The sequence below is a fragment of the Dermacoccus sp. PAMC28757 genome, assembly GCF_014302635.1.
Lineage (GTDB): Bacteria > Actinomycetota > Actinomycetes > Actinomycetales > Dermatophilaceae > Dermacoccus > Dermacoccus abyssi.
The window spans coordinates 2,705,995-2,729,435 of sequence record NZ_CP060292.1 but is presented as its reverse complement, the minus strand read 5'-3'; the positions used below and the strand labels follow the sequence as shown (position 1 = coordinate 2,729,435).

Here is a 23,441-nt window from a genome sequence, read left to right as displayed (position 1 = left end):
GCGGCAGGGCCAGACTCAGCGGATCGGGTTCTCCGGTTCAGGGCCGGGGGTGTTGACGAGGCTGTACGCAGCACGCACGAGGTAGTCGCGCAGGAGCGCATCGAGTTCCGGCTCGAGATCGACGGCGTCGCAGGCAGCCATGATGTGGGTGAGCCAGCGGTCACGCTGCTCCGGTGTGACGGCGAACGGCATGTGACGCATCCGCAGGCGCGGGTGCCCGCGCTCCTCGGAGTACGTCGTCGGGCCGCCCCAGTACTGCTCGAGGAACATCTCGAAACGGCGCTTCGCCGGTTCGAGATCCTCCTCGGGGTAGAGCGCGCGCAGCTTCTCGTCCGAGGCCACGCCGTCGTAGAACACCTCGACGAGGCGGTGGAACGTCTCGTGGCCGCCGAACCTCTCGTACAGGGTTGCCTCAGTCATGTCACCAGTCTTGCACCCGGGGCCGACTACTTCACGGGCGGCAGGTTCGGGTTGACGTTGCCGTAGCCCGGAACGACCGGTGGTGCTTTCACTCCGGCGCTCTCCAGGGCGATGACGGCGCGGCGTCGCAGTTCGCGCGTCACACCGAAGTTCTCGTTCGGTGCCGTCTTGGCGATCACGCGGAAGGTCATCGCGCCTCCTCCGACCGATTCGACACCCGCGACGTCGGGGCGCTCGATGAGCTTGGCGCCCCACGTCTCGTCCTGCCACAGCGCGTCGACGACCTCGTCGAGCACCGAGGTGACCTTGCGAATGTCCGCGTCGTACGACACCGGGACGTCGACGAGCGATGTCGACCACCCCTGGGAGCGGTTCGCGACGCGGATGATCTCGCCGTTGCGCACGTACCAGACGACGCCGTTGGCGTCGCGCAGCCGAGTGATGCGCAGCGTCACCTCCTCGACGGTGCCGACGGCTTCTCCGGTGTCGATGACATCGCCGACGCCGTACTGGTCCTCGAAGATCATGAAGATGCCCGACAGATAGTCCTTGACGAGCGACTGCGCACCGAAACCGACGGCGACACCTGCCACGCCGGCGCTCGCCATGAGCGGGCCGAGCTGGATGCCGAGCTGCGCGGCGACCGTGAGGGTGGCGACGGCGAGGACGACGACCGTCGTCACCGACCGCAGGAGCGAGCCCATCGTTGCCGCGCGCTGACGGCGGCGTTCGTCGTCGAGGCCAGCGGCGGCCCGCAGACGGGCCCTCGCGGGGGAGAGAGCGCCCTCCTCGCCGACGACCTCCGGCGTGGTGCTTCGCGTCTCCATCGCGTGGACCGCGCGGGTGATGGCCCGGTGCAGGATCCAGCGCACGGCCAGGGCTCCCAGGACGACCACGACGATCTGCAGCGGAGTGCCGACCAGCCACTCCCATCCCTCGGGCAGGGAGGCGGCGTGGGGGACGAAGGACGGTGCAGCCATGCCTGCCATCCAACCATCCCGCCGAACGGCTGGAACGGCCAGGAGCGTCTGCCAGAATTGCCCTATGCCCGGCACTCCTTCCCTCAACGAACTCGCGAACGCCCACGGCGTTGCCACCCATGTCCGGGACGGCTCGGGACGCGCCCGAGCGGTCGCGCCCGAGGTCGTCGAGGCGGTGCTCACCTCGCTGGGCGTCGAATGCAGCGAAGACGCGGCGCCGAGTGCCGATCGCCATGATGGAGGCACGCCTTCCGTGGTGGGCCTTCCTGACGCGCTCGTCCTGCGCGAGTCCTGGACCCCGAGTGTCACGCTCACCGTGCCCGCGACCGCTGAGTTCGAGGCGCGCATCGTGCTCGAGGACGGCAGCATCGTCCCCCTCGAGCGTGGCGATGAACTCGACGCTCCATCGGACACCGGCAGCGAGTCCGAAGGCGAGGACGAGGACAAGAGCGAAGGTGGGGAGGACGAGAGCGAAGCGGCCGGCGAGAGCGACAGCACATCTCCTCAGGTCGTCGACCTCGACCTGCCCGGCGATCTTCCTCTGGGCTACCACGAACTTCAGGTGAGCGCAGGGGGCCGTCGTCACGTCCGTCCGGTCGTCGTCACGCCCGCGACGATGACCCTGCCGCCCGATCTGGCCGCCAAGCGCGGCTGGGGAGTGGCCGGCCAGCTCTACGCCGTGCGGTCCGAGCGCTCGTGGGGCATCGGCGATGCAGCAGACCTCGCCGAACTCGGCACATGGGCCGCCCGAAGCGGTGCGGACTACGTCAACGTCGGCCCGGTGAACGCGGCCGATCCCGTGCCCACGATCGACCCCAACCCGTATCGCCCCGCGAGCCGTACGGCGCTCGACCCCCTCGCGATCCGCGTCGAGGAGGTGCCCGAGATCGGTTATCTCTCGGCCGCGGAGCACCAACTCGTCGAGTGGCACGGCGACGACGCCCGCCGTCTCAATCTCACGGACGAGGTCGACCGCGACGCGGTCTGGGAGTCGAAGCGAGCCGCGTTGCGGATGATCTTCAACGTCGAGCGTTCCCACCGCCGTCGTCGCGACTTCGGGCACTTCGTCGAGTCCGAGGCGGGTTGGCTGTTCGACTACGCGACGTGGTGCGTCATTGCGCTGAAACACGGTCTTCCGGCGAGCACATGGCCCGAGGAACTGCAGAATCCGCGCAGCCCCGAGGTAGCCGCCTTCCGCGAGGAGCACGCCGACGACGTCGAGTTCGAGGCGTGGCTGCAGTGGGTCGCCGGCGCACAGTTCGCTGATGCGCAGCGTGAGGTGAAAGCGGCCGGCATGCGCATCGGTGTCATGCACGACATCGCTCCTGGCATCATCGACGGTGGCTTCGAGGAGTGGGCCTGGCCGGAGGCGTTCGCCGCCGACATGCGTCTCGGAGCGCGCGCCGCGGACGGCACGGTCGTCGATCTCGGCCTTGCTGCGATGAAGCCCTCGGCCCTCGCCGAGAACGGCTACGCACAGTGGCGTGACGTCGTGCGTCGCACCCTCGCTCGCAGTGGCGCACTGCGGGTGGAGCGCATCGGCACCCTGTTCCGCCAGTGGTGGATACCGCAGCCGTCGGCGGCCGAGAACGCTGCGGACGCGGGTACCTACGTTCAGTTCGACCACGAAGCACTCATCGGCATTCTGCTGCTCGAGGCGCATCGGGCGGGCGCGCTCGTCGTGGCCGGTGACGAGGACGAAACCGAGCCGTGGATCCGCGACTACCTCGCCGAGCGCGGTGTCGTTTCCTCGGCCGTGCTCCTCGACGACACCGAGGGGAGCGGCTCGCGAGACCCGAAGAAGCTGCCCGAGCTCGCCATGACCTCGCTCGGCGCCAAGGACGCGCCCCCGAGCGCAGCACTGCTCACGGGATCTCACCTCGAGGAGGCGCGTCGATACGGTCTGCGCGACGACCACGCTGCCTACGAGGAGCGCGCCGGGAAGCGTCGCAAGGCTCTCGTCGAGGCCCTCGCGGCGCGCGGTCTCATGACGCCGCGCGCGAGTGTGGAAGACCAGGTGGGGGCCCTGCACCGTTATCTGGCATCGGCCCCGAGCCTGCTGCTCACGGTCCGCGTCGCCGATCTCGTGGGCGATCAGCGCATCGTGGGCGAGCACGGCGTCACCCACGTGCATGCCCTGTGGCGTCGCCCCGTCGCGGGCCCTGACGAGTCGGGGGTGAGCTTGGACGATCTCATGACCTCGCGTCGTGCCAAGCGAGTCATCCGGGTGGTGCGGGCGCGCAGCTGAGCCTCGAGCACGGCTCGACGAAAGGGCCCCCGACACGAATCGTGTCGGGGGCCTCCTTCCGGTAATCAGTCCGGATCAGGCGCGAGCGTCGAACTCCTGCGCCGTGACGGCTCGGGCGACGGCGTCACGGTTCTCGGCGACCGTGCGCACGAGACCCGCGGGGGAGTCGCTGTGCGACGAGAGCCACTGCTGCGCGGCGTCGAGCAGCTGCGGTCCGGCCAGCGCCATCGGGAACAGCGACGAGATGCCCAGCTCCGCGATGTGGTGGGTGCGCCCTGCCCAGTAGTCCTCGGCCATCGCGAAGTACTTCTCGACATACGGCTCGAGCAGGCTCACGTCGTGAACGTGTCCGAATCCCGCCGCCGTCTCGGCGATCGTCTGGTTGGCCAGCTCGTCGGAGTCGACGACGGACGACCATGCGGCCGCCTTCGCCTCGGACGTCGGCAGCGACGCGCGAGCTCGTGCCGCGCGTTCGGCACCCGTGGCCGTGTTGTCGCGGGCCAGTTCGGCGTCGATCTCCGCGGCGTCGGCGGCACCTGCAGCGGCGAGCGACGTGAGCAGCGTCCAGCGCATCTCGGTGTCGACGGTGAGACCATCGAGGGTGCGCTCACCCGAGAGCAGCGCACGAACGAACGCAACATCTTCCTCGCTCTGGGCGAAGGATGCGAACGTCTGCACGAGCTGCAGCTGGGCGTCGCTGCCGGCTTCGGCTTCCTCGGCCAGGGAGCGCAGCCCGCCCGTCACGTCGGCGACGAGCTTCTCGCGCTTGGCGGGCGCCGAGTACGTGAGTGCGGCGGTGGACATCTGGCCGAGCAGGGTGCGCAGCAGCGTCGAGTCGTCCTCGCCCGGCAGGGTCGCAAGCGCCATGCGGACGAAGTCGCCCGCCGGCATCTGCGCATCGCGCGTCATGTCCCAGGCCGCACCGAGCACGAGCGCACGCGGCAGCGAGCTGGTGAAGGCGCGCGGGTGAGCAATGGCGGTGGCGAGGCTGCGCTCGTCGAGACGGATCTTGGCGTAGGCGAGGTCGTCGTCGTTGACGAGGAGCAGATCCGGCTGCTCCACCCCGACGAGCTCGGTGACCTCGGTGCTCTCACCCGTGACGTCGAGCTCCACCCGCTGCGTACGCACGAGGGTGTCGCCCTCGAGGCGGTAGCACCCCACGGCGAGACGGTGGGGGCGCAGCGTCGGCAGTTCGTTCGTCGCGCTTTGTTCGATGAGCACGCGCGTCATGACACCGGAGCCGTCGACCTCGACGACCGGGCGCAGCGTGTTGACGCCGGCCGTCTCGAGCCACTGCTTCGACCAGGACGACAAGTCGCGGCCACTCGTCGACTCCAGCTCGCCGAGCAGCTGGGGCAACGTCGTGTTCTGCCACGCGTACTTCGCGAAGTACGCGCGCAGGCCGGCGGTGAACGACTCGCGCCCGACGTAGGCGACGAGTTGCTTGAGCACCGAGGCGCCCTTGGCGTACGTGATGCCGTCGAAGTTCACCTCGACGTCGGCGAGGTCACGGATCGGGGCGACGATCGGGTGTGTGGAGCTGAGCTGGTCCTGGCGGTACGCCCACGCCTTCTCCGAGGTGCCGAACGTCGTCCAGGCGCTCTCCCAACGGGTGGCTTCGGCCTGCGCCGTCGTCGAGGCCCACTCGGCGAACGACTCGTTGAGCCACAGGTCGTTCCACCACTTCATCGTGACGAGGTTGCCGAACCACATGTGGGCGAGCTCGTGCAGCACGGTGAGGGCGCGGCGCTCGATGATGGCCTCGCTCACCTTGGCGCGGAAGACGTACATCTCCGTGAAGGTGACGCAGCCCGCGTTCTCCATGGCGCCCATGTTGTACTCGGGCGTGAAGATCTGGTCGTACTTGGTGAACGGGTAAGGCTGGTCGAACTCGTTCTCGAAGAACGCGAAGCCGCGCTTGGTGATGTCGAAGATCTCGTCGGCGTCCATGTGGGGCGCGAGCGACTTGCGGCAGTAGACGCCGAGCGGCACGGTGCCCGCGCGGGACGTCACTTCGTCGGTGTACTTCTCGTACGGGCCGGCCACGAGGGCCGTGATGTAGCAGGAGATGCGCGGCGTCGCCCCGAAGCGCCACGTGGCCGCCGGCTCGGTCTCACCGTTGGGGCCGGTGTAGGTCGTCTCCGCCGGCTGCGGCTCGGGCGTCGGCTCGTTGGAGAGCACCTGCCAGCGGGCCGGGGCGGTGACGGTGAAGGTGAAGCTCGCCTTGAGGTCCGGCTGTTCGAACACGGGGTACATGCGTCGCGCGTCGGGTACCTCGAACTGGGAGTAGAGGTAGACCTCGTTGTCAGCCGGGTCGACGAAGCGGTGGAGGCCCTCACCCGTGTTCATGTACCGGCCGACTGCATCGACGCGAACCTCGTTCTCGGCCGCGAGGTTCGGCACGCGCACGCGGGCGCCGTCCCACTCGACGGCGATGTCCTCACCGCCGACCACCACGCGGTCCACGCTCTCGCCGAGGAAGTCGAGCCAGGTCTCACTGCCCGGCGTGGCGCTGAAACGGACCGTCGACGACGTCGTGAACGTCTCGGCTCCCGTCGTGATGTCGAGCGTGATGTCGTAGGAGTCGACAGCGATGTTGGCGCTGCGCTCCAGGGCTTCCTCGCGTGTGAGGTTCGAGCCGGTCACGGCGTCGGTTCCTTCCTGAAGGCGATGAGGGGAGGCGACGCAGTTCGCTTAGGCGCGCTCGCGCCCGAGTGGTCGCCGTCGACCATCCTTGCACGGGGGTGAAGGTGGCAGGATGGTTTGCACGAGCGTTCTTCGCGGTACGGCCCGCGGGCCGAGGCGTGCCGCGCTCGAACGTGCTCGACCAGCTCCACGACCCGCTCGACCGAGAGAGAGACATGCGCATCCACGTCGGTGGCGACCACGCCGCCTTTGAAACCCAGCAGGCCCTCGTCGACTTCCTCACCGCTGAGGGGCACGACGTCGTCAACCACGGGCCCACCGAGTACGACGCGGAGGACGACTACCCGGTGTTCGTGCTGCGCGCGGCCGAGGCCGTGCGTGACGACGCCGACTCGCTCGGCTTCGTCCTGGGCGGTTCGGGCAACGGCGAGCAGATGGCGGCGAACAAGGTCGAGGGCATTCGTGCGGCCTTGTGTCTGACGCCGGAGTTCGCCTCCTTGGCGCGCGAGCACAACGGTGCGCAGATCGCCTCGATCGGTGGCCGCTTCGTCACGATCGAGCAGGCGAAGGAGATTGCCCGCACCTTCATCACGACGCAGTTCACCGGCGTCGAGCGTCACGCGCGCCGCATCGCCATGGTCGAGGCCTACGAGACGGACGGCACGCTGCCGCCGCTGTGAGTCACTGACACCCGAGCGCCGGGCCCCGCATGCCGTGCGGGCCCGGCGCTTGCGCTTTGTCCACAGGCGCCTCGTGAGACGTTTGTCACCCCGGATAGAGTGGCATCTGTGGTTCTTGACGTCACGAGCGAGCGGGTGCGCCCCCAGCGGTCGGTGCGCAGCATCGTGACGCCCCGGCGCAACTCCTCGCGCCTGCTCGCGGCGGTCATCACGTTCCTCACCCTCGTCGCGACACTGGCCGGTATCAGCTTCCCCGGCACGGTTTCCCAATCGGTTTTCGTGCCGCTCATCGTGTGCGCCGGGTTCCTCCTGTCGGGGCGCACCCTGGCTCGGGCCATCGCCGTCGTCGTGGCGGGCTACCTCGTGGTCGTCGCGTACGCCTGGGGTGATCGCACCGTCGAGTGGTCGGTGGCGTGCGTCGTCCTCGCCGTCGTCGGCCTCGTGTTCTTCGTGACGCGCAACGTGCAGGCACTCGGTGTGCCACTCAGCGTGGGTTCCGGCATGCTCAAGGACCTTCGCGAGCGGCTCGACCGTCAGGCACTCGCCCCCGAACTTCCCGACGACGTGCGTATGGAGCACTGCGTCCTGCCCGCGAAGGGTGGCGCGTTCAGCGGCGACTTCGTCGTCTGCGCCCGACACGGCGATCAGCTCGACGTGGCTCTCACCGATGTCTCCGGCAGTGGCCACTCCGCAGGGATGCGCGCGCTGCTCCTCTCGGGTGCACTGAGCGGGTTGCTCGGGGAAACGGACCCGGCCGGCTTCCTGCCGGCGGCCAACCGCTACCTCATTCGTCAGGGCTGGCGTGACGGTTTTGCCTCCGCCATCCACATCGCCCTCGACCTGCGGACCGGCTCGTACAGCATCGGGACCGCGGGCCACCCCAGTGCGGCGCACTACCACGCGGACTCGCGCCGCTGGGAGATGGTCACCGGTGCCGAGGGGTTGCTCCTCGGCCTCTTCGAGCAGGGACGGGACGACTTCTCCCGTGCGGCAGGGATCCTCGCGCCGGGTGATGTCGTCGTGCTCTACAGCGATGGCGTCGTCGAGGGTCCCGGCGGCGACATCACCGCCGGGACGCAGCGCCTGCTCGCCATGACGCAGTCGGCAATCAGCGAGGGTCTCACGGGCGGCGCTCATCGCATCTGCACGACCTCCGCCGCCCTGGGCGGCGACGACGACCGCTCCGTCGTCGTCATCTGGCGCGACGGCAACCGCCGCTACCGACGTCCGATGCTCTGAGCCACGCAGGAACGTTCGCCGCAAGGGGGCGTGGTCCGGCGCGCTCGCCCCGGCGCACAGCAAAAGGGCCCCTCGGACGCGTTGTCCGAGGGGCCCTTTTGAAGTTTCAGGCGTCAGCCCGAGATCACTGACCGCCGCCGAGGCCGTCGAGCTTCTCGTTGGCGAAGTCCTGACCCTTGTCGATCTTGTCAGCGTGCTCGCCGCCCGTACGGTCGTCGGCGAAGTCACCCGCCTTCTCGACGCCCTGGTCGAGCTTGTCGGGGTTCTGCTCGGCGAAATCGCTGGCCTTGTCCTTGGCGCTGTCGAAGATTCCCATGCTGATCCTCCTGTGTAGTCGGAACACTGTGCCGGGGGTTCCCGGACTTGGTTCCACCCCAACACAAATTCAGATCGGAGTCGAGAGTTCGCGTTCACCATGTGGCGCAAACTGCGACCTGACGCGGCGCGGGCAGCTGCGGTGCGCGAGGCGCGCATCGAGTGCGCTAGCATGTGGGCCGAACATGCGGGCGTAGCTCAATGGTAGAGCCTCAGTCTTCCAAACTGATTACGCGAGTTCGATTCTCGTCGCCCGCTCCACACCGCCAACGGCGGCCCTCACCACGAGGGCCGCCGTTCGTCGTTCTTGGCAGGTGCCAGAGCCGGTGAGGCCGCGGCTTGTGCGAGAATGCGGTGTTCACACGAGGTTGTGAGCGGGGTATGGCGCAGCTTGGTAGCGCGTCCGCTTTGGGAGCGGAAGGCCGCAGGTTCGAATCCTGTTACCCCGACCGTTAGCATGGACAGAAGTTCATGTACGGCGAGCCGCGACGTGCAATGAGGCGCCAGGACGCAGCAGGCGTCCCGCCTCGCCGGTCGCGGCTCGTGACCCATCCCATCGACTACTGGAGTACACGCTGTGAAGAGCGCTGTCGAGACCCTCAACCCGACGCGGGTCAAGCTGACCGTCGACGTGACTGCCGAGGAGCTCAAGCCGAGCCTGGACAAGGCGTACAAGACGATCGGCGAGCAGGTTCAGATCCCCGGCTTCCGCAAGGGCAAGGTTCCCGCGAAGCTCATCGAGCAGCGCTTCGGCCGTGCAGCCGTCGTGCAGGAGGCCGTCAACGAGGCGCTCCCCGAGCTGTACACCAACGCGATCGTCGAGAACGACGTCAAGCCGCTCGGCCAGCCCGAGGTCGACATCACCGACTTCCCGCTCGAAGAGGGCCAGGGCCTGACGTTCACCGCTGAGGTCGACGTCCGCCCCGAGATCAAGCTCCCCGCCTTCGACACCCTCGAGGTCGAGGTCGACCCGATCGAGGTCAGCGACGCCGACCTCGACGAGCGCATCACCGAGCTGCGTGAGCGCTTCGGCACGCTCAAGGGCGTCGAGCGCAAGGCCAAGAAGGGCGACTTCGTCTCCATCGACCTGTCCGCCACGATCGACGGCAACGAGATCGACTCCGTCTCCGGCGTCTCCTACGAGATCGGCTCGGGCACGATGCTCGAAGGCCTCGACAAGGCGCTCACCGGCCTCAAGGCCGGCGAGGAGACCACCTTCACGTCGCCGCTGGCCGGTGGCGAGCACGAGGGCCAGGACGCCGAGTGCACCGTCAAGATCGAGTCGGTCAAGGAGCGCGAGCTCCCCGAGCTCGACGACGAGTTCGCCCAGCTCGCCTCGTCCTTCGACACGCTCGACGAGCTGAAGGCCGACCTGCGCTCCGAGGTCGAGCGCACGAAGCGCTTCGAGCAGGGCGTTCAGGCCCGTGACAAGGTGCTCGACGCGCTTCTGGAGGCCATTGACATCCCCGTCCCGGACGGCGTCGTGAACGAAGAGGTGCACAACCACCTCGAGGGCGAGAACCGCCTCGACGACGACGAGCACCGCGCTGAGGTCACCGAGAGCACCCGCAAGCAGGTCGCCACGCAGCTCCTGCTCGACGAGATCGTCGAGTCCCAGGAGATCCAGGTCGGCCAGGAGGAGCTCATCGAGTACCTCATCATGTCGGCGCAGCAGTACGGCATGGACCCGAACACCTTCGCCCAGGCGCTCGACGCCCAGGGCCAGGTGCCGGCCATCATGGGTGAGGTCGCTCGCCGCAAGGCGCTCGCCACGGTCCTCGAGTCCGCCAAGGTCAAGGACACCGCGGGCAACGTCGTCGACCTCAACGAGGCCGTCGACACCGGTGACGACGAGGCCGACGCGGACGAGAAGCCCGCCGAGGAGAAGCCGGCCAAGAAGGCAGCTGCGAAGAAGAGCACGGCCAAGAAGGCCGCTGCCAAGGGCGGCGACGAGAAGCCGGCCAAGAAGGCTGCCGCGAAGAAGAGCACGGCCAAGAAGGCCGCTGCCAAGGACGGCGACGAGAAGCCGGCCAAGAAGGCAGCTGCCAAGAAGAGCACGGCCAAGAAGACCGCGACGAAGAAGGCTGCCGACGACAAGTGATGTCGCCGCAGGCCTGAACGCCAGCAGGAGCGCGGCTCCGCACGCACACCCGGTGCGAGCGGAGCCGCGCTCTCGTCATCGGGCCGCAGTTTTGCGTGTGCCTCGCGGGAGTCGGTCAGCGCCCGCGCTTGCGCTCAGGGCGAACACCGGCCGGGACGGGGACGAAAGTCGCGGGCCCGCGCGTTAGGGTCAATGAAGAGTTCAAGCATGGTGTCATCCGCGTGCCGGGTGGCAGATTCGGATGGAGTGATCCCTTGACGACAGCCAAGTCCTCGGACGTGGTCATGGCGAGCCAGCAGATGGCTGCCGGTCTCGACGACCAGATCTACAACCGCCTCCTCAAGGAGCGCATCATCTTCCTCGGATCGGACGTGCGCGACGACAACGCGAACGCGATCTGCGCGCAGCTTCTCCTGCTCGCTGCCGAGGACCCGGAGAAGGACATCTGGCTCTACATCAACTCCCCGGGTGGTTCGGTGACCGCTGGTATGGCCATCTTCGACACGATGCAGTGGGTGCCGAACGACGTGTGCACCGTGGCCATGGGCCTCGCTGCCTCGATGGGCCAGTTCCTGCTGTCCGCCGGCGCTCAGGGCAAGCGCTACGCGACGCCGCACGCGCGCATCATGATGCACCAGCCCCTCGGTGGCATTCAGGGAACGGCGTCCGACGTCAAAACTCAGGCCGAGCAGCTGCTGCACATCAAGAAGCAGATGGCCGAGCTCATCGCAGAGCACACGGGTCAGCCGGTCGAGAAGATCGAGTCCGACTCGGACCGCGACCGCTGGTTCACGGCGAACGAGGCCAAGGAGTACGGCTTCGTCGACCACGTCTTCGAGCGTTCCTCGGACGCGACGAAGTCGTCCAACTGATCGCCGCCCGCGACTACTGACGGAGTAATTCAATGAACTACACGAACCCGACGGGCGCTCACGGCGGCGTGACGGCGCCGATGCCCACGAGCCGCTACATCCTGCCGCAGTTCGAGGAGCGCACCTCCTACGGCACGAAGCGCCTCGACCCGTACACGAAGCTGTTCGAGGACCGCATCATCTTCCTCGGCGTCCAGGTCGACGACGCGTCGGCCGACGACATCATTGCGCAGCTCATCGTCCTGGAATCGCAGGATCCGGACCGCGACATCCTCATGTACATCAACTCGCCCGGTGGCTCGTTCACGGCCCTCACGGCGATCTACGACACGATGCAGTACATCCGCCCGGACGTGCAGACGTTCGTGCTCGGCCAGGCCGCTTCGGCCGCCGCTGTGCTGCTGGGTGCCGGTGCGCCGGGCAAGCGTTTCGCGCTGCCGAACGCTCGCGTTCTCATCCACCAGCCGGCCATGGAGGGCTCGGGTGGCCAGGCCTCCGACGTCGAGATCCAGGCCAACGAGATCATGCGTATGCGTGACTGGCTGGAGGAGACGCTGGCGAAGCACTCCGGTCGCAGCGTCGAGCAGGTGCGAGCCGACATCGACCGCGACAAGATCCTCACGGCCGAGATGGCCAAGGAGTACGGTCTCGTCGACGAGGTGCTGCAGAGCCGCAAGGCCTCGCTCGAGCAGTGATGCCTCGCGTTGTGAACGCGACGTGACGACACGAACGCGCCGGTGCCCTTCGGGGGTGCCGGCGCGTTCGCGTAGGTGACGCGGGCTTTCCGCCGGTGGCGAACAGGCTCGCGTCGAGCCGCCACGCGCGGTTCAATGATGGGGGAGACGTGCGCGGTGAACTACCGTCGTACGGTGCACTTCACGGGGGCGATCCCCGTGTTGTCTAGGTAGGACGACGAAGGGAACGACCGGTGGCACGAGTGGGCGAGAGCAGCGATCTGCTCAAGTGTTCGTTCTGTGGCAAGAGCCAGAAGACGGTCAAGAAGCTGATTGCCGGCCCCGGCGTCTACATCTGTGACGAGTGCATCGACCTGTGCAACGAGATCATCGAGGAAGAGCTGACCGACTCGGTCGATCTCGGCCTCGAGAAGCTGCCGAAGCCGCGGGAGATCTTCGACTTCCTGCGCGAGTACGTCATCGGCCAGGACGCCGCCAAGCGTGCCCTCGCCGTCGCGGTCTACAACCACTACAAGCGCGTCCAGGCGTCCGACTCGACGTCGAAGGACCCGGTGGAGATCGCCAAGTCCAACATCCTGCTCATCGGCCCCACCGGCTGTGGCAAGACCTACCTCGCCCAGACGATGGCCAAGATGCTCAACGTCCCGTTCGCCATCGCGGACGCCACGGCGCTGACGGAGGCCGGCTACGTCGGTGAGGACGTCGAGAACATCCTGCTCAAGCTACTGCAGGCCTCCGATTTCGACACGAAGAAGGCCGAGACCGGCATCATCTACATCGACGAGATCGACAAGGTGGCCCGCAAGAGCGAGAACCCGTCGATCACGCGCGACGTCTCCGGTGAGGGCGTGCAGCAGGCGCTGCTCAAGATCCTCGAGGGCACGGCCGCCTCGGTGCCGCCCCAGGGTGGGCGCAAGCACCCGCACCAGGAGTTCATCCAGATCGACACGACGAACGTGCTGTTCATCGTCGGTGGTGCGTTCGCGGGCCTCGAGAAGATCATCGAGGACCGCAACGGCAAGAAGGGCCTCGGCTTCGGCTCGCAGCTGCACACGCCCGCCGGTGGCGATGCCTCGATGGCCGAGGTGCAGCCCGAGGACCTCATGAAGTTCGGCCTCATCCCCGAGTTCATCGGTCGTCTGCCCGTCATCACGACCGTCGAGCCGCTCGACCGTGAGGGCATGGTGAGCATCCTCACCGAGCCGAAGAACGCGCTCGTCAAGCAGTACAAGCGCATGTTCGAGATCGACGGTGTGAAGCTCGAGTTCACGCCCGATGCCCTGGACGCCGTCGCCGAGCAGGCGATGAGCCGCGGCACCGGCGCTCGCGGTCTGCGCGCCATCCTCGAAGAGGTGCTCCTGCCGGTGATGTTTGACGTGCCAAGCGAGGACGACATCGACAAGGTCGTCGTCACCCGCGAGGTCGTGCTCGACCGCGTCGACCCGACGATCGTGCGTCGCCGCGCCGCCTGATTCACGCTCTCGCCGCCACGGCTAAGGGCGAGAACGAACGAAGCGGCCCTGACCTTTCAAAGGTCAGGGCCGCTTCGTCGTGTCACTGCGTCACTTCTGCTTCGGCGGGGGAGGCGTGAGCTCTGCGTCGCGCACGACAAGCGTTGCGCCCTCGGTCTCCTCGACCGCCGTCGTCATACCGGTGATGCGACCTGCAGCGCGCAGATCGGCCTCACCCTTCTCGGCGGCTGCGAGAGCGACAGCCGGGCCCGCGAGCGTCATCGACGTGACCTCGGCACGCATGCCGAGCTTCGCGTCCGACTTGGCGCGGCGCACACCCGCGAGAGCCTGCGAGACCACCGTGAGAACCTTCGCGTCGGCGTCGGCCGGGAGCGTCGAGCCTGTGACCGACGGCCACGGCGCGCGGTGGATCGAGTCCGCGTGCGTCCACGACCACACTTCCTCCGTGGCGTACGGCAACACCGGCGCGAAGAGGCGCAGCAGCACGTCGAGAGCGATGCGGACCGCAGCCTGGGCCGAAGCGGCCTCGGCGTCGCTGAACGTGCCGTCACGGTTGTTGGCGCGCTCCTTGACGAGCTCGATGTAGTCGTCACAGAACGTCCAGAAGAACGTCTCGGTCAGCTCGAGGGAGCGGGTGTAATCCCAGGCCTCGAAGCCCTTCGTGGCGCGTTCGACGACGTCGTGCAGCGTGGCCAGCATCGACGTGTCGAGCGGCTGCGTCACGAGCGCGAGCAGGTCACCGTCGGCGGCGCTCGGCTCCGGCGTCATGTACGCGAACTTCGAGGCGTTGAGGATCTTCATCGCGAGGCGACGGCCGACCTTCATCTGACCCGTGTCGTACGCGGCGTCGGTGCCGAGGCGCCCGGAGGCGGCCCAGTAGCGCACGGCGTCGGCGCCGAACTCCTTGACGACGTCCTCGGGCGTCTGCGCGTTGCCCTTCGACTTCGACATCTTCTTGCGGTCCGGGTCGAGGATCCAGCCGGAGATGGCCGTGTTCGTCCACGGCACCGAGCCGTTCTCGTGGTGCGCGCGCACCGCCGTCGCGAACAGCCAGGTACGGATGATGTCGTGGCCCTGCGGGCGCATGTCCATCGGGAAGATCTTGGCGAACAGCTCGGCGTCGCTGCCGTGGGCGCTGCCGTCGGCGATCGGCCAGCCGGTGGCGATCTGCGGCGAAAGCGACGACGTCGCCCACGTGTCCATGACGTCCGGGTCGGCGACGAAGCCGCCCGCCTGACCGCGCTGGGACTCGTCGTAGCCCTTCGGCGCCTGACCCTGCGGGTCGATCGGCAGGTCGGCCTCGTCGGGCACGATCGGGTTGTCGTAGTCGGTCTCGCCCTGCGCGTCGACCGGGTACCAGATCGGGAACGGCACGCCGAAGAAGCGCTGGCGCGAGATGAGCCAGTCGCCGTGCAGGCCCTCGATCCAGTTCGTGTAGCGGCTCTGCATGAAGCCCGGGTGCCAGGTCATCTCATTGCCGCGTTCCACGAGGGCAGCGCGCAGGTCGGCGTCGCGGCCACCGTTCTTGATGTACCACTGGCGGCTCGTGACGATCTCGAGGGGCTTGTCGCCCTTCTCGAAGAAGTTGGCCTTGCGCTGGGTTTTCTTCGGCTCACCGTCGAGGTCGCCGGAGGCAATGAGCGCCTTGACGACGTTCTCGCGTGCCGTGAACGTCGTCTTCGTCGCGAGTTCCTCGGCGAAGAGCTGCTCGCCGGGGCCCCCCGCGATCCACTCCGGGGTCTCTGCGGTGATGCGGCCGCTGCGCGTGATGATCGAGCGGGTCGGCAGCTGCAGTTCGCGCCACCACTGCACGTCGGTGAGGTCACCGAAGGTACAGCACATCGCGATGCCGGCGCCCTTGTCCATCTCCGCCATCGGGTGCGAGAGCACGGGGATCTCGACCCCGAACAGCGGGCTCGTGACCGTGGTGCCGAACAGCGGCTGGTAGCGCTCGTCGTCCGGGTGCGCGATGAGCGCGACGACGGCGGGCAGCAACTCGGGGCGCGTCGTCTCGATGTAGACGCGGCCGTCGTCTGCGGCGTCGCTGTGGAACGCGACGCGGTGGTAGGCCCCCGGGTAGTCGCGCGCCTCGAGCTCGGCCTGGGCGACGGCCGTCTGGAACGTCACGTCCCACAGACCGGGAGCCTCTTGCTGGTAGGCCTCGCCGCGCGAAAGGTTGCGCAGGAAGGCCTGCTGCGCGACGGCGCGGGAGCGCTCGTCGATCGTGCGGTAGGAGACGTTCCAGTCGACGCTGATGCCCAGGCGACGGAAGAGGGCCTCGAAGGTTTCCTCGTCCTTGACCGTGAGCACGTCACACAGTTCGATGAAGTTCTGACGCCCGATGGGCTGCTGGTCGGCGGCCTTGACGCTCTTGCCCTCGGCGCCCTCGAGCGGCGGCGTGTAGTTCGGGATGTACGCCTTGGTCGCGTCACCGCGCACGCCGTAGTAGTTCTGCACGCGACGCTCGGTGGGCAGGCCGTTGTCGTCCCAGCCGATCGGGTAGAAGACCTCGCGGCCCTGCATGCGCTGGTAGCGCGCCATGCAGTCGGTGTGGGTGTAGCTGAACACGTGACCCACGTGCAGTGAACCGGACGCCGTCGGCGGCGGCGTGTCGATGGCGAAAACCTGCTCGCGCGGCAGGTCGAGGGCGCGCTCGCGGTCGAAGGTGTACGTGCCGTTCTGCTTCCATACCGCGCCCCACGTGTCTTCGAGTCCGTCGACGGTGGGCTTGTCCGGCATGGGACGAGCGGGGGGCGTGGAGTCAGCAGTCATGGGGCCATGTTTTCATGCCCTTTCACCTCGATGCGACAACGCCCGCGCCGTCCGCCTAGTCTTAGAAGGAATGGGCGTGCCCCGCGACAGCACGGGCGCGCGACGATGAGGCGTTCGCGCAGTGGCTGCGAGTCGGTGCGTGAACCCGAGAAGGAGTAAGTCCGATGAACTTTGACTCGCGTGGGTCCTTCGCGCTGGAGCCGTTCGTCTCGCGGTACGCCCCCACCCAGGTGACGCCGGTCGGGGAGGGCTTCCTCGAGTACGCGCAGGGCAAACTGCCCTCGTCGCTCGTCGAGCTGCACCGCCGCCACGGCCTCGGCTGGTACGGCCAGCAGGAACTGTTGCTCGTCGACCCGAGCCGGTGGATGCCGGTGCTCGTCGAGTGGTTCGGCGCCGACGTGTCGAGCATTCCGTTCGCCGTGACGAGCTTCGGGCACGTGTACCACGTGGCTCCGTCGGGCCAGGTCGAGTGCCTCGACCCGCACTTCCTCACGAACATGGTGGTCGCCGGTTCTGTCGAGGAGTTCTTCACCGAGCACCTGCTCTCGCAGAGCTCGCACCTTTCCGACCTGCGCGGCCCGCACCAGGGTGCGCGCTCGAAGCTCGGCCCGCTGGGCGACGGCGAGCTCTACTACTTCACGCCGATGCTTCCCCTGGGCGGCTCCGTCAGCCCCGAGTCGCTGACGAAGGGCGACGGCGTCCAGCACGCCCTCCTGACCCACCGGATGGTGCGCGAGCAGCGTCAGCGCTGAGGCAAGCACTGAGGACGAAGGACGAGGTCGAGGCGGCCTCGTCCTTCGTCATCAGCGCACGAATGTTGAGAGCGTGATTCACCCCACAGGAAATGTTCAGGGTGTGACTTCAGGGTTCGACCAGCGCGCGGACTGGTCGTGCGCCCGTGCGCCGCGAGGGTGGCCGAGAAACGTCAGGAGACGAGTACCTCGAGTTACCCGGCCAGTGGTGGTGCTCCGTCCTCCTCGAGCAAGTCGCCGTGGTACTACGTCACGTTCCAGCTCAGCCATACCAACGAGCGACATGAGTTGCCGGTCAACGGCCGCTACGACGGTCAGCTGGTCGAGGGTGACGAGGGCCAGCTCACCATCCAGGGAACACGCTTCAAGGGATTCGACCCCAGCACGCAGGCCTTGCCGTACCCGACGGAGTCGTCGGACTATTGATCGTCACGCACGTGAACGCTGCCAGGGCGGGAGTTTGAGGTGAGGTTTCGGACGCCTCGCGTGAGTTCCACCCTGCTGGCGACGTGGCGCCCACCCGTCTGGCAAGTCTGTGAGCAGCTTCGCTCGGTGGCGTCCTTTTGCCTTAGCGTCGTGTCGTCTGTCTGCGGGGCGTCACCGACGCCAAGACCAGCGCGACCCGAGGGGCACGGGAGGGGGCACCAGGTCGTGTGGGCGGCGAGCTGACCGGCAAACTGTTCAGCGAGCCTACGATTGAGAAATTGGACGTCCTGGGCTCCAAACTCCCCGCCTGACACCACAGACCGGGAATACTGGGCCCAGAAAGGAGGGGTCGCTGCGCACGGACTTCGGGCTCACGCAGCCCGCTGACGTCGTGGCAGCGACCCCTTCTCTTGCGGCCTATCGCTAATCACCAACAGATCGGGGAACCGTGATGACAGGAACTGACGACGGCGTTGCCACGACGCGTTCACCCGAGGTAGCGGTGATCGGGGGCGGGATCGTCGGTCTGTCGACGGCGTACGCGCTGCGGGAGCAGGGCGTGCCGGTCCGCTTGTACGAGGCTGGTCTGCCCGGGACGGGTCAGTCCGCAGGCGAGTCGCGGATCTTCCGGCATGCCCACGACGACCCGCGACTCGTCGCTTTCGCGCGCGAAAGCCGCGGCATATGGGATGAGTGGGCCGAACACTTCGACGTCGAGCTGGTCTCATCGGACGGTGTCCTGGCGATCGGAGACAGCGCCCTGGCGCGGCTGCGGGTGCTCGACCAGGTCGGCGGCGTGGAAGCGCACGAGGTCGACGCGGCCGAGGTCGCCCAGCGGATGCCGCTGCTCGCTGGGTACTCGGGGCCAGCGGTGCTCGACGAGTCGGGCGGCGCGATCCGCACCCGAGCCGCGATCACGGCACTCACGGGTGCCCTCGCAGATGCGGTCACCACCGGTGAGGTCATCTCCATCGATCCCCGCGCCGACGGGACGGTCGAGGTGCGCAGCGTCACCGACCGGGCTGTCTACTCCAAGGTGGTCGTGTGCGCCGGCCGCGAAACCGCCCGCCTGGCACGCAGCGTCGGCCTGTCGCTGCCGGTTCGCCTTGCCGCACACGTCAGGCTGACCTTCGACGTGAAAGCCGCCGCCCCGGCACGAGTCGCGTGCCTGCAGGACAGCAGCGGCGTCTTCGGCGAAGTCGGCGTCTACGCGACGCCGCTACCGGGCAACAGCAGCTATTCGGTCGGACTCAGCGACACCGTCGGCGTCCGCGACGACGGAACGTTCATCGACCCGGCGGCGATTCGATCGCTGGACGAACGCGCACGCGAATACGTGACACGGGCGCTGCCCGGTCTCCACCCAGAGCCGCGCGACTTCCTTCACTGCTGGGTGACCGACCTCCCATGGAGCGAGGACGGCGTGGCCGTGTGGGAGGCAGGCCCTGTCCTTTTTGTGGCCGGTCACAATCTGTTCAAGCAGGCACCTGCGCTGGGTCGCGCTCTTGCCCAGGCTGCGACCGGCGGCGGTCTTCGCGCCGAGCTCACGCCCGAAGCGCGCCTCGGCGAGGCCCAGAGCTAGGGCGTGTCTCCCAATCCCGGGTGACCCGAGATCCTGGCCGGCAAACTGTTCAGCGAACCCACGATCGAGAAGTTGGACGTCCTGGCCTCTAAGCTTCCCGCGTGAGACTACGACCTCGTCGAGTGTGTCGCTGTGCGATGTTCAGATCGCACAGCGACACACTCGTCACATTGGGGTCACGTTGGTGGCTGCCTGCAGTGCGGCGGCAAGGTAGCCCGCGGAAGCACCGACGCCCTTGTCCGCGACGTAGGCGGGCGTATCAGCTGCAACCACGGCCCCGCCGGCGTCGCCCGCGCCGGGTCCAAGATCGATCACGCGATCGGCCACCGCGACAACGCGCATGTCCAGCTCCGCGGCGACGACCGTGTTGCCCGCATCGAGCAGCGGTTCGTCCTGGCTAGGGTCCCTCGCAGCGGCGGTCGAACAACGACCACCCACACTTCAGTAGTCGGTGCGACCCTAGGAACGGTTCCGCGACGTGCCCCAGACTTCCTGGAGCTTTTCCCTCGTCCTCGAACCTCTTTGACGCAAGCTCGGCAAGACACTCGACCCCGACGACTTCACCGACGCGCAAGCCGTCGCCGCCGTCGAACGCATCACCCGTGGCAACCTCCGGCTCCTTGAGCGCCTCCTTACTCAGATCCAACGCGTCCTGAAGATCAACGAGCTCGACGTCATCACCATCGACGTCGTCGAAGCCGCCCGCAGCACCCTCGTCATCGCCACCACCTAACCCGACACCGATCGCGGCGAAAACGACAACACAAAGCGAAGCTGCTCACAGGCAAGTCGTGACGATGCCTCTGCTCGGTTCCCTCATCGTGGTCGCGGGCATCATCGTCGTGAGCCCCTTCGGCGAGGCGGAGCTTGCCGGATGGGCCCTCATCTTCGGTGGGTTGCCGTTCACCGGCAAGGCATGGACATAGCTCATGCTCTTCGAGGACGCCGTTGTTCTCCGTAAGCCGGTGTTCGCTCGCGCCGTCCCGATCGAGGAGATCGTTGCGATCAGCGCGGGCCGACACGGCGTCATGTTCGCCTGGGCCGACGGAAACACGAGTACGAGCACCGGCGTCGGTGAGCAGGGCATCATTCCCAACCGCCTCGTCCCGGACCTGGTCTCGCGCATTCTCGAAGCGCGCGACGCGTACCTTACGGCCCACGATCTGGCGTGTCGGACGGGTGAGGCCGCGCCGCCGGTTCGTGTCCGCGACGATCAGGGCGGCTGGGGGTGGGTAGACCCCGACCCGCTCGCTACGGGAGATCGGCTGACGACGTCAGGTCACGGAGTCGAAGCACGCCACATTGCGAGGATGTTGTGTTGTTTGTGCGCCTCATACGGCGCCTAAACAACACAACATCGTGCGCTCAGGCGCGGTTCGTGGCTGCGGGGCCGGGGCGGACCGAGACCATGTCGAGGTTGGCGTCCGGCGAGGCCGTCAACGCAGCGCGGACGGCGCCGGCCACCGACTCCGGGCGCAGGTAGTTCTCCGCGTCGTACTCGCGCCCCTCGAAGTCGTTGAGTTCGATCTGCATGTCCGTGGCCACGCGGCCCGGGTGAACGGAGGAGACACGGATCCCCGCCGGTCGAAGCTCCTCGCGCATCGCGTCGGTGAGTGCGCGAGCCGCGAACTTGGACGCCGAGTAGACGCCGCCGGGCCCGTTGGCCGTGAGCCCCGAACCCGAGTTGATGACGACGACCGTTCCGGACGCCTCCTCGAGAGCGGGCAGGACGAGCCGAGTCAGATCCGCGACGGCGAACACGTTGACCTCGAAGGTGCGACGCCAGTCGTCACGCGAGAGGTCGCGGAAGGCGCCGCTGCCGAGTAGGCCAGCGGAATGCACGAGACCGTCGAGCCGCTCGAGGCCGAGCTCGTCAACGGCCCGCTCGACGGCGTCGGCGTCCGTGAGGTCGGCCGCGAACGGGCGGGCCGATGCGTAGCGCTCACAGGCCGCAGCGACCGCAGCGGGGTCGGTTCCGCCGACGATCAACTCGTGGTCGGAGGCCAGATCCTCACAGATCGCTCGGCCGATGCCGCGCGTTCCACCGGTGACAAGGATGACGGGACGTTCGCTCATGACCCCACGCTATCGGCGTCCCCAGACAGACCGCGTCCCCGCCCGGTTCACGACCTCGCGCGGCCGGGGCGTCATGCGCGCTCCGGGCGAGCCACCGAGCGCACCGCATCGCGGCGCGGCCGTGCGCAACGGTGGGCGCCTCCCTGTCCGGAACCTGCGCAGGGACACCTGCTCCCGAGCCGTGTCACAACCACGCAGGAGGGGACGTGATTGAACATCAAGCGCGCAGTTTCAGCAACTCTGTTGGCCGGAGGGATTGCCGTCAAGGGCACCGGCGTTGCATCGTCCGCGTCAGCGGGACCGTCGATCGGCAAGACCTGGAATGCCGGAACCACGCTGTACTACGCCTACTACGCCGCGACTGACACCTTCTGCATCGGGCGAGGTTCATCGTCGCCGCGCGACTCAGCGTGGCGTTCTCCAAGGGTGGCCGGGGCTGCACTCCCTGACGCTGAACGCCAAGGTAGGCAAACAAGCGTGTTCGCAATTCAAGAAGAACTCTTCCCGTCTCTACGAGAACGACCGCGTGAAGTTCACGCTCTCGAACAGCCTCGGCGCCAAGTCCACCGGATACCTGCGCGTCTGACGCGCTCCTCGTGGTCCTCCAGTGCGCCGCGAGGACCAGGAGGCCCGTTTGCGTGGGGCAATCCATCAACATTGCGCATGTCATGCGACGCGGAACGTCGACCGGATCGCCGGGGTCGCGGAGCGTCAGACCCAGTGGCCGCGAGCCGGTTGAGGCGTCATGAGGTTGACATGCTTTGGCGTCAGGTCGTCGATCGCGTTGACGCCGACCAGACGCATCGTGCGTCGCATCGCGGTATGCATGAGGTCGAGCATGCGTGTGACGCCGCGCTGACCACCGGCCATGAGGCCATACATGTAGGCGCGCCCCACGAGCGCGTAGTCGGCGCCCAGCGCGACGGCGGCGACGACGTCGGCACCGTCCATGATCCCCGTGTCGATGCCGATCGAGAAGGCATCGCCGAGTTCGGCACGCACCTCGGGCAACAGGTGCAACGGGATCGGTGCGCGGTCGAGCTGACGGCCCCCGTGGTTGGACAGGATGATCCCGTCGACACCGCCCTCGGCGATGCGGGCCGCGTCAGGCACGCTCTGCACGCCCTTGACGACGAGGCGCCCCGGCCACAGCTGGGCGAGCCACGCGATGTCGTCGTGGTCGAGTGACGGGTCGAACATGCGGTTGACGAGATCGGCCACGGTGCCCGAACTACGGGAGAGCGACGCGAATGACAGCGGCTCGTGGGTGAGGAAATCGAACCACCAGTGCGGGTGCGCCGCTGCGTCGAGGACCGTCCGGGCGGTCAGCTGCGGCGGGATGGAGAAGCCGTTGCGCGTGTCGCGCAGGCGTGCGCCCGCGATGGCTGTGTCCACCGTGACGACGAGCGTGCGAAAGCCTGCCTGCCAAGCCCGCTCGACGAGTGCTGCCGAAGCCTCGCGGTCGTTCCACAGGTAGAGCTGGAACCAGTTGTCACCGTCCGGCGCATGGGTCGCGACGTCCTCGATCGAGGCGGTGCCCATCGTCGAGAGGCAGAAGGGGATGTCGGCGTCGGCGGCGGCTGCGGAACCGGCGTATTCACCCTCGCTGTGCATCATCCGGGTGAAGCCGGTGGGGGCGATGCCGAGCGGCATCGCGACACGTCGCCCGAAGATCTCGGTCGAGGTGTCGGCATCCGAGACGTCGTGCAGGACGTGGGGCACGAATTCCACGTTCCGGTAGCTCAGCCGCGAGCGCCGTAGTGAGATCTCCGCCTCGGCGGCGCCGTCGACGTAGTCGAACGGAGCCTTCGGTGTGCGTCGCTTCGCGATCTCGCGCAGTTCCCAGACGCTCGTGGCTTTCTCCAGCCGACGCCCGACGCGATCGGTCGACGGTTTGGCGAACCGCAGGAGCGATGCCAGTTCACGAACATCCGGCATGCGGCGTTCCAGCGCGGCGGGGATGGGGCGGGAGTGGTGCGAGGACGTCATCGCTCAACACTACGACCGCGGCCGAACAGACATCGGGCCTCGCCCCTGATCCTCCGGGGCGCGTTTTCCTCACACCGTCGCCGCTCGCTACCATGGTCGTAACGACGTTCGAGCCGTCATCAGCGGCAAGTCCCCGGAAGAACAGTGCCACCACATGGAGACACTCAGTAGAACCG

At 67.6% G+C, this 23,441-nt stretch carries 19 protein-coding genes, 2 tRNA genes and 2 pseudogenes; 15 read left to right on the top strand and 8 right to left on the bottom strand.

Features of this window, described 5'->3' with window-relative positions:
• Window positions 1-15 precede the first annotated feature (15 nt).
• Both H7F30_RS12905 and H7F30_RS12900 read right to left on the bottom strand, forming a co-directional pair.
• Complete coding sequence (locus H7F30_RS12905; RefSeq protein WP_118914045.1) at window positions 16-420, bottom strand: globin; 405 nt, start codon at window positions 418-420, stop codon at window positions 16-18.
• Between the two features lie 26 nt (window positions 421-446).
• Complete coding sequence (locus H7F30_RS12900) at window positions 447-1,400, bottom strand: mechanosensitive ion channel family protein (protein WP_187035561.1); 954 nt, start codon at window positions 1,398-1,400, stop codon at window positions 447-449.
• 64 nt (window positions 1,401-1,464) lie between these two features.
• On the opposite strand from H7F30_RS12900, the gene malQ reads away from it, so the two are divergent.
• Complete coding sequence (gene malQ, locus H7F30_RS12895) at window positions 1,465-3,648, top strand: 4-alpha-glucanotransferase (protein WP_187035559.1); 2,184 nt, start codon at window positions 1,465-1,467, stop codon at window positions 3,646-3,648.
• Window positions 3,649-3,723: 75 nt separating this feature from the next.
• Here malQ and pepN read toward each other — a convergent pair whose 3' ends face one another.
• Entirely contained in the window at window positions 3,724-6,294 is a 2,571-nt protein-coding gene (gene pepN / locus H7F30_RS12890; protein ID WP_187035557.1) for an aminopeptidase N, read from the bottom strand.
• 215 nt (window positions 6,295-6,509) lie between these two features.
• On the opposite strand from pepN, the gene H7F30_RS12885 reads away from it, so the two are divergent.
• Together H7F30_RS12885 and H7F30_RS12880 are read left to right on the top strand one after the other, a co-directional pair.
• Entirely contained in the window at window positions 6,510-6,974 is a 465-nt protein-coding gene (locus H7F30_RS12885) for a ribose-5-phosphate isomerase (RefSeq protein ID WP_047311655.1), read from the top strand.
• Window positions 6,975-7,082: 108 nt separating this feature from the next.
• Window positions 7,083-8,213: a PP2C family protein-serine/threonine phosphatase gene (locus H7F30_RS12880; RefSeq protein WP_187035554.1), complete on the top strand. Its 1,131-nt coding sequence runs from the start codon at window positions 7,083-7,085 to the stop codon at window positions 8,211-8,213.
• 124 nt (window positions 8,214-8,337) lie between these two features.
• On the opposite strand, the gene H7F30_RS12875 is transcribed toward H7F30_RS12880, so the two are convergent.
• A complete protein-coding gene (locus H7F30_RS12875) occupies window positions 8,338-8,529 on the bottom strand; it encodes an antitoxin (protein WP_047311360.1) in 192 nt (63 codons plus the stop codon).
• Between the two features lie 186 nt (window positions 8,530-8,715).
• Here H7F30_RS12875 and H7F30_RS12870 point away from each other — a divergent pair.
• The 6 genes from H7F30_RS12870 to clpX all read left to right on the top strand — a co-directional run bounded on the left by H7F30_RS12870 (window position 8,716) and on the right by clpX (window position 13,668).
• A tRNA-Gly gene (locus H7F30_RS12870) sits at window positions 8,716-8,789 on the top strand.
• Window positions 8,790-8,903: 114 nt separating this feature from the next.
• Window positions 8,904-8,977 (top strand) — tRNA-Pro (locus tag H7F30_RS12865).
• Window positions 8,978-9,105: 128 nt separating this feature from the next.
• Entirely contained in the window at window positions 9,106-10,629 is a 1,524-nt protein-coding gene (tig, locus tag H7F30_RS12860; protein ID WP_187035552.1) for a trigger factor, read from the top strand.
• Between the two features lie 284 nt (window positions 10,630-10,913).
• A complete protein-coding gene (locus H7F30_RS12855; RefSeq protein WP_129663224.1) occupies window positions 10,914-11,501 on the top strand; it encodes an ATP-dependent Clp protease proteolytic subunit in 588 nt (195 codons plus the stop codon).
• 32 nt (window positions 11,502-11,533) lie between these two features.
• Window positions 11,534-12,196, top strand: coding sequence for an ATP-dependent Clp protease proteolytic subunit (locus H7F30_RS12850; protein WP_118914032.1), 663 nt, complete (start codon window positions 11,534-11,536; stop codon window positions 12,194-12,196).
• Between the two features lie 233 nt (window positions 12,197-12,429).
• On the top strand, window positions 12,430-13,668 hold the full coding sequence (gene clpX / locus H7F30_RS12845; protein ID WP_129662879.1) for an ATP-dependent Clp protease ATP-binding subunit ClpX: 1,239 nt from the start codon (window positions 12,430-12,432) through the stop codon (window positions 13,666-13,668).
• Window positions 13,669-13,758: 90 nt separating this feature from the next.
• Here the strand turns inward: clpX and valS are convergent, their stop codons facing one another.
• Window positions 13,759-16,440 carry a valine--tRNA ligase gene (valS, locus tag H7F30_RS12840; RefSeq protein WP_187035550.1) on the bottom strand — a complete coding sequence of 894 codons (2,682 nt, stop codon included), beginning with the start codon at window positions 16,438-16,440 and terminating at the stop codon, window positions 13,759-13,761.
• A 164-nt stretch (window positions 16,441-16,604) separates the two neighbouring features.
• On the opposite strand from valS, the gene H7F30_RS12835 reads away from it, so the two are divergent.
• From H7F30_RS12835 to H7F30_RS12825, 3 genes are all read left to right on the top strand, one after another.
• A complete protein-coding gene (locus tag H7F30_RS12835) occupies window positions 16,605-17,192 on the top strand; it encodes a T6SS immunity protein Tdi1 domain-containing protein (protein WP_187035547.1) in 588 nt (195 codons plus the stop codon).
• A gap of 159 nt (window positions 17,193-17,351) precedes the next feature.
• Window positions 17,352-17,618 (top strand): DUF2500 family protein, encoded by a 267-nt coding sequence (locus H7F30_RS12830; RefSeq protein WP_187035545.1) that lies wholly within the window; start codon window positions 17,352-17,354, stop codon window positions 17,616-17,618.
• A 451-nt stretch (window positions 17,619-18,069) separates the two neighbouring features.
• The gene (locus tag H7F30_RS12825) at window positions 18,070-19,200 is read left to right on the top strand and encodes an FAD-binding oxidoreductase (RefSeq protein WP_187035543.1); all 1,131 of its coding nucleotides are present in this window, start codon (window positions 18,070-18,072) and stop codon (window positions 19,198-19,200) included.
• Window positions 19,201-19,365: 165 nt separating this feature from the next.
• On the opposite strand, the pseudogene H7F30_RS12820 reads toward H7F30_RS12825, so the two are convergent.
• Window positions 19,366-19,590: pseudogene (locus H7F30_RS12820) on the bottom strand (ethanolamine utilization protein); the annotation flags it as partial.
• A gap of 136 nt (window positions 19,591-19,726) precedes the next feature.
• Here H7F30_RS12820 and H7F30_RS14970 point away from each other — a divergent pair.
• The 3 genes and pseudogenes from H7F30_RS14970 to H7F30_RS12815 form a co-directional block, all read left to right on the top strand.
• Window positions 19,727-19,933: pseudogene (locus H7F30_RS14970) on the top strand (ATP-binding protein); the annotation flags it as partial.
• 58 nt (window positions 19,934-19,991) lie between these two features.
• Entirely contained in the window at window positions 19,992-20,126 is a 135-nt protein-coding gene (locus H7F30_RS14965) for a hypothetical protein (protein ID WP_255464848.1), read from the top strand.
• Window positions 20,127-20,129: 3 nt separating this feature from the next.
• Window positions 20,130-20,546, top strand: coding sequence for a hypothetical protein (locus H7F30_RS12815; protein WP_187035539.1), 417 nt, complete (start codon window positions 20,130-20,132; stop codon window positions 20,544-20,546).
• 19 nt (window positions 20,547-20,565) lie between these two features.
• Here the strand turns inward: H7F30_RS12815 and H7F30_RS12810 are convergent, their stop codons facing one another.
• Window positions 20,566-21,276, bottom strand: coding sequence for an SDR family oxidoreductase (locus H7F30_RS12810; protein WP_187035537.1), 711 nt, complete (start codon window positions 21,274-21,276; stop codon window positions 20,566-20,568).
• Between the two features lie 711 nt (window positions 21,277-21,987).
• Window positions 21,988-23,265, bottom strand: coding sequence for an alpha-hydroxy acid oxidase (locus H7F30_RS12805; protein ID WP_187035535.1), 1,278 nt, complete (start codon window positions 23,263-23,265; stop codon window positions 21,988-21,990).
• Window positions 23,266-23,441 lie beyond the last annotated feature (176 nt).